The sequence below is a fragment of the Mucilaginibacter gotjawali genome (assembly GCF_002355435.1).
In the GTDB taxonomy this organism is placed as follows: Bacteria; Bacteroidota; Bacteroidia; order Sphingobacteriales; family Sphingobacteriaceae; genus Mucilaginibacter; species Mucilaginibacter gotjawali.
The window spans coordinates 3884253-3897525 of record NZ_AP017313.1; the positions used below are offsets into that span (position 1 = coordinate 3884253).

6 protein-coding genes are annotated in these 13273 nt (G+C 44.5%); 5 read left to right on the forward strand and 1 reads right to left on the reverse strand.

Features of this window, described 5'->3' with window-relative positions; all coding sequences use genetic code 11:
• Positions 1-48: 48 nt before the first annotated feature.
• Positions 49-1092 carry a quinone-dependent dihydroorotate dehydrogenase gene (locus tag MgSA37_RS17140; RefSeq protein ID WP_096353620.1) on the reverse strand — a complete coding sequence of 348 codons (1044 nt, stop codon included), beginning with the start codon at positions 1090-1092 and terminating at the stop codon, positions 49-51.
• Between the two features lie 161 nt (positions 1093-1253).
• On the opposite strand from MgSA37_RS17140, the gene MgSA37_RS17145 reads away from it, so the two are divergent.
• The 5 genes from MgSA37_RS17145 (at position 1254) to tamL (ending at position 13122) form a co-directional block, all read left to right on the forward strand.
• Entirely contained in the window at positions 1254-2015 is a 762-nt protein-coding gene (locus MgSA37_RS17145) for an SGNH/GDSL hydrolase family protein (protein ID WP_172885338.1), read from the forward strand.
• A 204-nt stretch (positions 2016-2219) separates the two neighbouring features.
• A complete protein-coding gene (locus tag MgSA37_RS17150) occupies positions 2220-4145 on the forward strand; it encodes an ABC-F family ATP-binding cassette domain-containing protein (protein WP_096353622.1) in 1926 nt (641 codons plus the stop codon).
• A 3-nt stretch (positions 4146-4148) separates the two neighbouring features.
• The gene (locus MgSA37_RS17155) at positions 4149-5525 is read left to right on the forward strand and encodes a type IX secretion system plug protein (RefSeq protein WP_096353623.1); all 1377 of its coding nucleotides are present in this window, start codon (positions 4149-4151) and stop codon (positions 5523-5525) included.
• A 201-nt stretch (positions 5526-5726) separates the two neighbouring features.
• Positions 5727-10862: a translocation/assembly module TamB domain-containing protein gene (locus MgSA37_RS17160; RefSeq protein WP_096353625.1), complete on the forward strand. Its 5136-nt coding sequence runs from the start codon at positions 5727-5729 to the stop codon at positions 10860-10862.
• 1 nt (position 10863) lies between these two features.
• On the forward strand, positions 10864-13122 hold the full coding sequence (gene tamL / locus MgSA37_RS17165) for a translocation and assembly module lipoprotein TamL (RefSeq protein ID WP_157750612.1): 2259 nt from the start codon (positions 10864-10866) through the stop codon (positions 13120-13122).
• The last annotated feature ends 151 nt before the right edge of the window (positions 13123-13273 follow it).

Genomic DNA, 13273 nt, shown 5'->3' on the forward strand with positions numbered 1-13273 from the left:
TCCCCTCAGACGGTGCCAACCAGTGAAATCCAAAAATCAAAAAAAAAATCAGTTATCCAGTAGCCTCTTATTGATCCTCTTAATCAATCCCGGGCCTTCATAAATAAAGCCGGTATACAATTGAATAAGCGAGGCGCCGGCCCTGATTTTTTCTAAAGCGTCCTCCGGGGAGTGGATCCCTCCCACGCCGATGATCGGGAATGCCCCTTTTGATTTTTCGTGCAGGTAGCGGATCACTTCCGTCGCCCGTTGTGTTAATGGTTTGCCGCTTAAACCTCCGGTTTCATTTTTTACGTCGCCTTCTATTGTCAACCCTTCCCGGCTAATGGTGGTATTGGTAGCGATAACCCCCGCTATCCCTGTTTTTTGAACAATTTCAACAATGTCATCCAGTTGTTCGTTGGTAAGGTCCGGCGCAATTTTTAGCAGGATGGGCCTGCTGATACCATTTTTTAAATTTCGCTTTTGCAGGGTATCCAAAAGCTCCATCAAAGGCTCTTTTTCCTGCAAAGCGCGCAGGCCCGGTGTATTCGGAGAGCTTACATTCACCACAAAATAATCAACCACATCAAACAGGCGGTCAAAACATTTGATATAATCGCTTACTGCATCTTCGTTAGGCGTTACCTTATTTTTACCAATATTGCCCCCAATAATGATGCCTTTTTGATAGCTTTTAGCATTCCGCCTGAAAGCTGCAATACGTTCGGCAACCACATCAACCCCTAAATTATTAAAGCCCATCCGGTTGATCAGTCCGCCATCCGGGGGAAGCCTGAACATCCGTGGCTGCGGGTTGCCGGGCTGCGGCAATGGCGTTACCGTACCTACCTCAATATAACCGAAGCCAAGGTTAGCCATTTCGCCAATAAACTCACCATTCTTATCAAACCCGGCAGCCAGGCCGATCGGGTTTTCAAACGTCAAACCAAATACCTTTTTTTCCAACCGAGGGTCCTTCATGTGCCATAAGGCCCGGCTAACTGCCGCACCTCCCGGAAAACGGTTAAAGCGCCTGAGACCCGCCGTTACCAGGTGATGCACCTGCTCTGGGTCGAACTTAAAAAGTATGGGTTTTAGCAAAAAATACATGCGGGCGAAGTTAGTGGTTTTGGTTCATGGTTCATAGTTGGGAACTAATTGTGGATCAAAAAATGCCAAGGATCACTTAATTTTATTTTTGACGAAAAAAGATTTTCTATATTAGCAACACAAATCGTTTTTGGCATAAAATCTGCCATGAACCATCAACTATGAACTTCATCCAAAATTCCCGTCGTAATTTCATAAAAAATGCCGCCGTCGGCGCTATTGCGGGCTTAGCCATGCCTGAAATTGTAGCAGCCGCTATTAAACCCGGCAGCATAAAAAAAATAAAACTTGAAAAAGACAATGTGATCTTATTCCAGGGAGATTCCATTACTGACTGGGGTCGCAGCCACGATGCCAAAGCATCCAATGCCAGCAATACCCTTGGTTCGGGTTATGTACTGCTAACAGCCGGCCACCTGCTGCTGGATTTTGCCGGTAAAAACCTGCAGATCTATAATAAAGGCGTCAGCGGGAACAAAGTTTATCAATTAGCAGAACGCTGGGACAGCGATTGCCTGCAGTTGAAGCCGGATGTATTAAGTATTCATATTGGCGTAAACGATTACTGGCATACCATTACCAACGGGTATACGGGAACCATCGAAACCTATATCGCTGATTACCATAAACTGATCAACCGCACCAAAGAAGCATTGCCCAATATCAAAATCATCATCTGCGAGCCGTTTGCCACCAAAGGCGTTAGAGCGGTTGATGACAAATGGTATCCAACTTTTGACCTGTTCAGGAAAGCGGCACATGATATAGCCAGCGAATACCGTTTTCCTTTTGTCCCTTACCAGTCGGTATTTGACAAGGCCCTGGAAATTGCCCCTCCCACTTACTGGAGCCTCGACGGCGTACACCCCAGCGTAGCCGGCACAGCGCTGATGGCGAAGACGTGGATGGAGATAGTGGGATAGAGATTAGAGGCTGGAGATTAGAGATTAGTTTAAACGTATAGCAAATCGACAAAATTAGTTGGCCAAAATTTAGGCTTTAATTTCAAAATATGCCTATGAATTAGTCGCGCTATGATAGAGATGAGTTGAAAACTACCACAAACTGACAAAAAACTAATCTCTAATCTCTAATCTCTAACCTCTAAACCCTATCTTTGCGCCCAAATGATCGCTATAAATAACCTCACGTTCGAGATTGGTGCACGGGCCCTGTATGATGAAGCAAACTGGCATATAAAACCAGGTGAAAAGATAGGCCTTATCGGTGCCAACGGAACCGGAAAAACTACGCTGCTAAAAATTATTGTTGGGGATTATACCCCTACCTCGGGTACTATATCCATGGCTAAGGATATTGCTATTGGCTACCTTAACCAGGACCTGCTCTCCTACTCGTCTGACAAAAATATACTGCATGTGGCCATGGAAGCCTTTGAGCGCCAAAACCAGCTGCATGATGAGATTGAAAACCTGCTGCAAAAACTGGAAACAGATTATACTGAAGACCTGCTGCACAAGCTGAGTGACAAACAACATGAGTTTGAAGTGCTTGACGGTTATAATATTGAATATAAAGCGCATGAAATTTTAGCCGGCTTAGGTTTCACCGAAGCTGATACACACCGCAAGCTGAGCGAATTTTCCGGCGGATGGCGCATGCGGGTGATGCTTGCCAAAATATTATTGCAGGCACCTGATATCCTGTTGCTGGATGAGCCTACCAACCACCTCGACTTACCTTCTATCCAGTGGCTGGAAGATTATTTAAAGGCTTTTGACGGCGCAGTGGTAATCGTGTCGCACGATAGGTGGTTTTTGGATAAGGTAATTAACCGCACCGTTGAATCCCGCAAAGGAAAGCTGACGGTTTATGCCGGTAATTACTCGTTTTATTTAGAAGAAAAGGCCCAGCGTGAAGAAATTCAAAAGGGTGAGTTTAAAAACCAGCAATCAAAAATAAAGCAGGAAGAACGTTTGATCGAGCGTTTCAGGGCAAAAGCATCCAAAGCTAAGATGGCGCAATCCCGCATCAAAGCGCTTGATAAACTGGAACGTGTGGACGATGTGGATGATGATAACCCTTCGGTAAATTTCAGCTTCCGGTTTTCAAAACAATCAGGCCGCCACGTAGTAACACTGGAAAATATCACCAAAAAATATCCTGCAATAGATATATTGGACCATACCGAAGCGATCATCGAAAAAGGTGATAAAATAGCGCTGATCGGCGCGAACGGTAAAGGAAAATCAACATTGCTCCGCATTATTGCCGGTGCAGATACAGATTATACCGGTAAATCCGAAACGGGCCATAATGTAACGCAAACCTTTTTTGCGCAGCACCAGCTGGAGGCACTGCACCTTGAACACACGGCATTACAGGAATTACAATCCTTTGCGCCCAAACATACAGAGACGGAACTGCGTACCATTTTGGGTTCGTTTTTGTTTACCGGCGACGATGTATTTAAAAAGATAAAAGTACTATCAGGAGGCGAAAAATCGCGTGTGGCGCTGGCAAAAGCGCTTACTGCTGATGCTAACTTCCTGGTACTGGATGAGCCTACCAACCACCTGGATATACAATCTGTAAATATCCTGGTACAGGCATTACAGCAATTTGAAGGCACACTGATCGTTGTTTCGCACGACCGGTATTTCCTTGATAATGTGGCCAATAAAATCTGGTTTATTGAAAACCAAAAGATTAAACAATACCCGGGCACTTACAGGGAGTTTGATGAATGGTACGCCAAACGCAAAATTGAACCAAAGGCCGCCGCTGCTGCCCCTGCGCCAAAAAAGGAAGAGAAAAAAGAACAAGCGCCTGCTAAGCAACAACACTCAGAAAACAAGTTTCAGCAGCTGAAAAAACTGAACCAGGACCTGGGCAAAATGGAAGAACAAATTGCTGAACTGGAAAAAACCATCAAACAACTGGAAGCGCAACTGGCTGACGAAAAACTGTACAATGATGCTGCCAAAATGAAACAGGTAAACAGCAGCTACGAAGTAAAGAAGATGGATCTGGGTCATTTACAATTAAAATGGGAAGCCCTGGCTGAACAAATAATGGAACTTGAAGCATAGTATATGATACACGTCATTGCGAGGCACGAAGCAATCTCTAAACAGGACAGTCCACCAGCGCATGGCGGTAATGTAAAGTTCAGAGATTGCTTCGTACCTCGCAATGACGCGAGGGTTATCGGTACTATCGCAATTATATTAATCCTGCTAATTTTAACTTCCATTTCTTTCGCCCAATCCCCCTATACCGATTCCGTTTACCATCCCGAAATAAAAAGCGTTGAATTTTACAACACCAAGAAACAGGCTTCATTTCCATTGATCACTTTGGGTTCCGGCGAAAAAGTAATGCTGGCATTCGATAACCTTCGCGGCGGTAGCGAGGAGTATTATTACACTATTGAGCATTGCGATGCCCTTTGGAATTCCTCAAATATTTCAACAATAGAATACCTTCAGAATTATTCGGACGATAAGATCATCAACTATACCTACTCACTGGGAACGTTTCAAAAATACACGCATTACGAGCTCACGCTCCCAAATGAAAATATCTCACCAAAAATACCCGGCAACTACATTTTAAAAGTTTATGAAGATGCGGATCAAAGTAAACTCGTATTAACCCGGCGCCTTTATGTGCTGAATCCTAAAATAGGTATCAGCGCAGAAATGATCCCTTCGGTTGACAATTCAACGCGGGCAACCAATCAAAAGATCAATTTCACGTTAAATTACGGGAACCTTCCGGTTCAAAACCCCGCAACGAATCTGCGGACCATGATCATGCAAAACAACCGCCCGGAAACAGGGATCCTGAACACGCAGCCTACCTATATCCGCGGCACCGAATTAATTTTTAGTGATGTAACCCAGAATGATTTCCCAGGGGGGAATGAATTCAGGCATTTTGATACCCGTACTTTAAAGCTAAATTCCGAGCGTGTGCTCCGGTTGATGCATGATACCGCCAACACCGTCATCATGTTAACGGACGCAGATCAGGGTCAGCTACCCAACTACAGCTTTCAATACGATTTGAACGGCAGTTTTTATGTCCTGAACCAGGATGGCACCGACCCGCGTACGGATGCTGATTATGCCCACCTCTATTTTACCTTTAGTTCCCCCAAAAAGCCTGCAGAAGGCACACCATATTTGGTTGGCCGGTTTAACGATTTCAAACTGGATGAAAAAAGCAGGATGCATTATGACGCTGCTAACAATAAATTTGCCATCGCGCTGCATTTAAAACAAGGGGTGTATGATTATACCTATGTTTGGGTTGATAAAGCCAGTAACAAGGCCGATGATACCGCTTTGGAAGGCAGCCATTTTGAAACAGAGAACGACTACCAGATACTTGTTTATTACCGCCCGCCCGGCGCGCGCTGGGAGGAACTGATAGGTTACAGGCTGCTGAATACCGCGAAAAAATAATAAAGCACGCTCATTTATCCCCGCCCATACCCTGGAATGTACCTGATCCCGAAGATTAATCTGTTTAATCAGATAATCAGCTTCACCAGTGGTTCATACAAAAGAAGAATTTTAAAAAAATCCATCTTTCGCCAAAACATTTAGCCGCTATATTTCATTATATTTAAATATCATACATTAATATTTGAAAAACTTATATCCTTGGCACGATTTGGACGCATAGCCCTTAAAACAATTCTCTGGATGCTGGGAAGCATCCTCTTTTTGGTACTGCTCATTATTATTTTGATCCAGGTACCGTCGGTGCAAAATTTTGTAAAAAACAAGGCGGTTACCTTTATACAGGGAAAAATCCATACCAGGGTTAAAATCGGGCATATCACGCTTGGGTTCCCCAAGATGCTTGTACTGGAAGATGTTTACTTTGAGGACCAGAAAAAAGACACGCTGATTGCAGGCGACAAACTGAAAGTGAATATTGATATGTGGGGATTGCTCCACCATAAGGTTGACGTAAGCGAGATTGACCTGGATGGCATTACCACCAATATTAACCGTGGCGCCGACAGTGTTTTCAACTTTCAATATATCCTCACGGCATTTGCCGGGGAACAAAAAAAAGCGGTAAAACCTGCCGATACAACGGCCGCCATGAAATTTTCTGTCGGAAAAGTTGTGCTGGACAAGATCAATATATCCTATAAAGATGTAATTACCGGCAATAATGTCAAATTCATTCTGGGCCATTTTGATACCCGCATCACGGACTTCGATCTGGACAAAATGAAATTCACCATTCCGAAGATCACGATTGCTGACGTGGACACGCGAATCATCCAAACAGCAGTGGAAAGCCCCGCCGAAAACGCAAAACCGCCGCTTGACACCGCGGTGAAACCTATTAATGTTACCTTGAATTTGGGTAAAATAGATATCTCAAAGATAAAAGCAGATTACCGCGGCCCTCAAATGTCCACCAATATAAATCTCGGAGCTTTGCTGGTCGAAATGGATAAAATCGACCTGAAAAATCAAAAGGTCGGCATTAAAAGCATTGAGCTCAATGATACCAGGGCAGGGCTATCACTGGCGAAACCACAGCATTTAAAAACTGAATTGGTAAAGGCAGTTAAAAAGTTAGATACCTTGGTTGCCTCGCCGCAAAAGTCCATTGGCTGGCATGCAGTGATAAATAAAATAAGCTTTAGCGATGACAATATTAAGTTTGATAACGAAGTGCAAAAAGCCTTGCCAAAAGGCCTGGATTTTGGCCATATGGACGTTCGCAACCTGAACACGGAAATAGAAAACTTAACCTATAGCCCTGATACCATTTCCGGAAAAGTAAAGTCGTTCGCCTTCCGCGAGAAAAGCGGGCTGGTGATCAATAAATTCCATGCCACCTTTTTATATGGGCCAAAAAGCTCGTACCTGAATGATTTGCTGATTGAAACACCACAAACGCACCTCCAAAAACAAATACAGGTAAGTTATCCTTCTATTGCATCCCTGAGCAGCGAACCGGGCAAGCTATATGTGAATGCCAATTTAGATGGCAGCCACCTGGGCTTTAAAGACATTTTATTGCTGATGCCATCGATGGCAACGATGGATCCTTTTAAACGTGCACCCAATGCTGTTTTCAGGATCGATGGCAGAGTGATCGGCAAAGTAAATAACCTTAGTATCCCAAGCCTCGAGATCAGCGGGCTCAGTAATACCCATATCAAAGCATCTGCTACCCTCGTTGGCTTACCCAACATGAATAAAGCTTACTTCAACGTGAGTCTGGCGGATTTTAATACCAATAGCGCCGATATTGCCAAACTGGTTTCTCCGGGGACGATCCCGGCGTCGGTTAGTATGCCGGCCAACCTTAATCTTAAAGGCACCTTTAGGGGTGGTATGTACAATTTTGCAACAAAGCTGGGCCTGCGCACCACCTATGGCGCACTTGACGTGGATGCCGTAATGAAGAACGGTAACAATAAAACAACGGCATCCTATTCGGCCAATATTAAAGCAAATAATCTTAACGTGGGTGCGCTTACCAAACAGCCCCAAACCGTCGGCAATATTTCATTAACAGCTACGGTTAAAGGCACAGGCCTCGACCCCAAAAAAGCTGACATACAATTTAATGGGGATGTGGTGCAGGCTTACGTAAAGGGTTATAATTACCAGCACCTGGTACTTTCGGGCACCGCCCATAACGGCAGTTATACAGCCATTGCCCGCATAAAGGACCCAAACATCAACTTTTCACTGGACGGCAGGGCGGATTTGAATAAAAAATATCCGTCGGTAAACGCTACGCTGATGATTGATAGCATCAACCTGCAGAAGTTAAAATTAACAACCGGTGAAATGCGGGTTCATGGCAAAATAGTGGCAGATGTACCTACTGCTGACCCAAATTATCTGAACGCTAATATCAAAATAACCGACCTGCTCATTTACCAGCCAGGAAAGCTGATCCGCCTGGATACTATCAGCCTGTTTTCCACCGCCAATGCGGATAGCAGCACCATCAAACTAAAGGCGCCTATGCTGTATGCGCACATGGGCGGCAAATATAAATTGACCGAAATTGCCCCTGCCCTTCAGGATGTTTTCAATAAATATTACAATACTGCAATGGCAAAACCGGTGGTTAAAGTAAAACCAACCTATTCGCCGCAGCATTTTAATTTTGATGTACATTTGGTTAAAACCCCGCTCGCTGCAGAATTTGTGCCCGACCTGAAAACGCTTGAACCGGTGTTAATAACCGGGCAATTTGACAGTCAAACCGGCAGCCTGGTAGTCAACGGCGCTATGCCCCGGGTGGTTTATGGTACAAACACGGTTAACAACCTGAAACTGGCGATAAACACAGGCAACAATGCTTTAAATTACAGCTTAACAGCAGACGAAATTAAAGCGGGTTCTTCAATAGATCTTTTATATACCAGCGTTACCGGCAATGCACAAAACAATAAACTGAATATCAGCCTGCAGGTACGTGACGCGGCCAAAAAAGAACGGTACCGGATGGCAGGCGTATTCAGCGTAATGCCGGATGAATACCAATTTAGCTTTTTGCAGAACGGGTTGATGCTGGACTATAATAACTGGACGGTAGCTTCGGACAACGCACTTCAATTTGGCGGAAAAGGATTATTGGCGAAAGATTTCTCGATTTCCAATGGCGGGCAGGTATTAAGTGTGAACAGCGATGCGCAAACGATGAACGCACCACTTACGGTAAACTTTAAAAATTTTAAAATAGAAACCCTTACCCGCGCGGCTGAACAGGATTCGCTGCAGGTTGGCGGGGTGATTGACGGCAACGTGCACCTGGCCAACCTGCAAAAGTCGATGACTTTTTCTTCCGACTTAAACATCAGGGATTTTAATTTTAAAGAAGATACAGTCGGTAACATCGCCGTGAAAGTGAACAACCAAACTGCCGATGCGTATGCTGCAGATATCACGATCAGCGGCCGGGGTAACCAGGTAAATATGAAGGGGCTGTACTATACAAATCCGACCGGAAAGTTGGACCTCGACCTGAACATAACCAGCCTGAATATGAAAGGGATTGAAGGGTTTAGCTTTGGAAACCTCCGGAATGCCAGCGGCACCATTAGTGGCGACCTTAAGATTGGCGGTACAACAAGTGCTCCGCAAGTACGTGGGGCCGTAAGCTTCAATAAAGTAGGATTCAACGTAGCTATGCTGAACTCCTATTTTACGATGCCGAATGAAAACCTAACGTTTAATAACGACGGCATCCTGTTTAATGATTTTACCCTGGTTGATTCCCTGGGAAATAAAGCCGTAGTGGCCGGTACGCTTTACACCAAAAACTATACAGACTATAGCTTCGGGCTTGATATCACCGCAGACAATTTCAGGGTCATCAATTCAACCCAGGAAAATAATAAGCTTTACTACGGTAAGCTTTATGTCGATTCGAGGGTAAAGATCCGGGGTACAATGGTAAAACCGGTAGTTGATGCTACCTTAACGGTTAATGACAAAACCGATATGACCATTGTTTTACCCGAAGATGATCCTGGTATTGTGGACCGGAAGGGCGTAGTGGAGGTAATTAATCCGCATGAAAACAAGGAGGATTCCCTGATCCTGGCCAGGCAACTTGATTCATTAAGAAAATCAGGGTTGAGAGGGCTTGATGTTTCTGCAACTATAAAAATAAACAAGGGTGCAAATTTTACCATGGTGGTGGATGAAAGAAATGGGGATGTGGTGCAGGTAAAAGGCGATGCGCAGCTAAACATGACGATTGACCCCAGCGGAAAAACAAGCCTTACCGGAACCTATACGGTTGAGCAGGGCTCCTATAATTTATCTTATGCAACGGTAAAACGAAAATTTCTGTTCAAAAAAGGGAGCTCGATAACCTGGAACGGCGACCCAACCCTGGCGAACGTTGATCTGACAGCCATTTATGTTGCAAATGTACCGCCGATAGACCTCGTGAGCGACCAGTTGGGAAGTTCGCAAAACACGATCCAGTACAAGCAAAAATTGCCATTTAACGTAAACCTCAGCATGAAAAGCCAACTGTTAAAGCCCAATATCAGCTTTGACATTGTATTGCCCGATAGTAGTTATTCGGTTGGGCCAGAAGTAATTTCTACTATTAATTCCCGGCTCGACCAGGTGCGGGCGGATACCAACGAAATGAACAAACAGGTACTGGGGGTTTTGGTATTGGGCCACTTTATTGGCGATAACCCGCTGCAAAGCCAGGGCGGCGGCACAACTTTAAATGGCGCTATACGGGGTAGCGTTAGCAGCTTGTTATCCGATCAGTTGAATAAACTTGCGGGTAACCTTATCGGCGGTGTTCAGCTAAGTTTCGATCTTACTTCGGGCGCCGATTACTCAACCGGGACGGAACAAAACCGGACCGATTTGAATGTGGGCCTGTCCAAGCAATTCCTCAACGACCGGGTAACGGTAACGGTAGGCAATAACTTTAACCTGGAGGGGCAAAACCAGCCGGGGCAAAAAACAACAGATATTGCCGGCAACGTATCCGTCAATTATAAATTAACCAAAGACGGGCGTTACCTGGTACGCGTTTACAGGCGCGACGAATATATTGTAGTTGAAGGGCAGATAGTTGAAACCGGCGTCGGCTTCACCATCACCTACGACTTTAACAGCCTGAAGGAACTATTTGCAAAAAAAACAGCGAAAGAAAAGGCAGAGGAGAAAAAATATAACCAGGACCAGAAAAAGAAGAATGAAGCGCAAAAGGCAGCCGATAAAAAAGCGGACTCAACATCCACTGTTAATCAGCCGGCAACAAAATCAAATTAATATGGCAAGGATCAGATACCTGTTTGTTTTCATAATTGTACTTATCAGTGCCTGCAGTACTACAAAATACCTGGCGCCGGGCCAAAAACTGTATAACGGGGCGCAGATAAAAATCACTGACAAAAACACCAGTAAAAGCGAAGCACATGCCATCACCGAGGAATTAGAGGATTTGCTTCGGCCAAAACCCAATAATAAAATATTAGGCCTCAGGTTTAAGCTTTATGAATACGAAAAAAACAAAACCAATAAAAAAAAGGGGTTAAAACACTTCCTGATGACCAAGCTGGGCGAACCGCCAGTGTTATTAAGCAGTGTCGATATCGTTAAAAATGCCGGTATCCTGCAAAACCGCCTGCAAAATGAAGGGTACTTTTTGGCACAGGTATCCGGCGACACTGCAAGCAAAAAAGACCATAAAATTGCTGAAGTTATATATTCCATACAAACCGGCCCAGCGTATCACTACCGGAAAATAACCTTCCCGACCGAAAATGACGACCTGGATACCGCCATTACCGGCACATCCAAACAAACCTATTTAAAAGTTGGCGATAAATTCAACCTGGATGTGATCAAAAACGAAAGGATAAGGATTGACGCACGCTTAAAAGAAGAAGGCTTTTTCTATTTCGCGCCCGAGGACCTGATTATGCGTTACGACAGTACCATTGCGGGTCACCAGGTGGATCTGTTTGTGAAAGTGAAAGGCGAAACGCCCGATGAGGCCCGCTGGATTTACAGCGTACGAAACATTTACGTGTACCCCGATTACAAATTGCGGGATACCGCACTAAAAATGGATTCGGCCGTAAAATACCGCTGGTATAATGTTATCGACCCAAAGAAAACCTTCAGGCCCTTTACCTTCAAAAACAGTGTATTACTGCACCCCGGCGACATTTACAACCGCACGGAGCATACCAACTCGCTAAGCCGGTTTATTGAGCTGGGACCCTTTAAGTTTGTAAAAAACAGGTTCGAGGATGTAACCCCCGACTCAGCCAAGTTGGATATTTACTACTTTTTAACCCAGCAGCGTAGAAAATCATTACAGGCAGATATTGTTGCCCGGCAAACATCGGCGAATTACAACGGCACGCAAATCGATGTAAATTTCAGGAACAGGAATTTATTCAAGGGCGCCGAATTGTTTACCCTCAAATTTTTCGCCAGCCAGGATATCCAATTCGGGTCGTACAATAACGGCTACAATGTTTATCAATATGGTGTTGAGCCATCTATTTCATGGCCGCGGTTTGTAGGGCCGTTTAATTTTAATTCAGATAACGCTTATATCCCGCGCACAGTTTTGTCGGCAGGATATACCATTGTTAATCGCTCAAAATTATATTCATTAAATTCGTATAACGCTTCTTTCGGGTACCAATGGAAACCAAACGCGCACGTACAGCACCAGCTCGATCTGGAAGATGTTACTTACGTAAACCCCAGGAATGTAACAAAGACTTATACCGACAGCATTCAAAAAACCCGGAACCCTACCCTGGCGCACGTCATTAATGCACAGTTTACCTTCGGTCCATCGTACAGTTATACCTGGACCAATACCATGGAAACCAATAAGCCAAACACGCTTTATTATAACGGCAAGGCAAGTCTGTCTGGGAATATTTATGGCTTGCTCACAGGCGCTGATACCCCACGACGAGTAAGCAAATTATTGGGTACTACATTTAACCAGTATGTAAAATTAGAAAACGAGATAAGGTTTTATCATAAACTGGGGCTTAACAGTAAACTGGCTGCCCGTTTTATGCTGGATGTAGGTTTGGCCTACGGCAATTCAACCGTACTACCCTATTCGCAGCAGTTTTTTATTGGCGGATCGAATAGTTTACGTGGGTTCCAGGCGCATTCCATCGGGCCGGGCGCTTATATCTTACCGCCAGCCCTGGCAACGGGAACAGGCTTTCTGCCGGATGAATCAGGGGATATAAAAATTGAAGCCAATATTGAGTATCGCCCAAAATTATTCAGCATAGTTGAGGGCGCGCTGTTTATAGATGCCGGAAATATCTGGCTGTTAAACAGTAATAAATTTTTACCAGGCGCAGCCTTTGGTAAAAGTTTCCTGAGCCAGATAGCTGCTGATGCCGGTGTTGGCCTGCGGTTTAATTTCAATGTATTGGTTTTGCGCACCGATCTGGGTTTTCCATTTCTGGAGCCTAACCCCGCCATACCTGTTCACTTTGGGCAGCATGGTGTATTTAACCTCGGTATAGGCTATCCGTTTTAGGCTGCAGCGGAATTGTTGCATTTGTTTTTTATTGAACTGGTATTATTAATGCCTTTTCGTTATCATTTTCTATTTCATACTTTCCTTCTTGTTACCTTTGCTTTTTAATTAATAGCGGAGGATTTACTTTTGTTCGTTTTTGTAATATCTT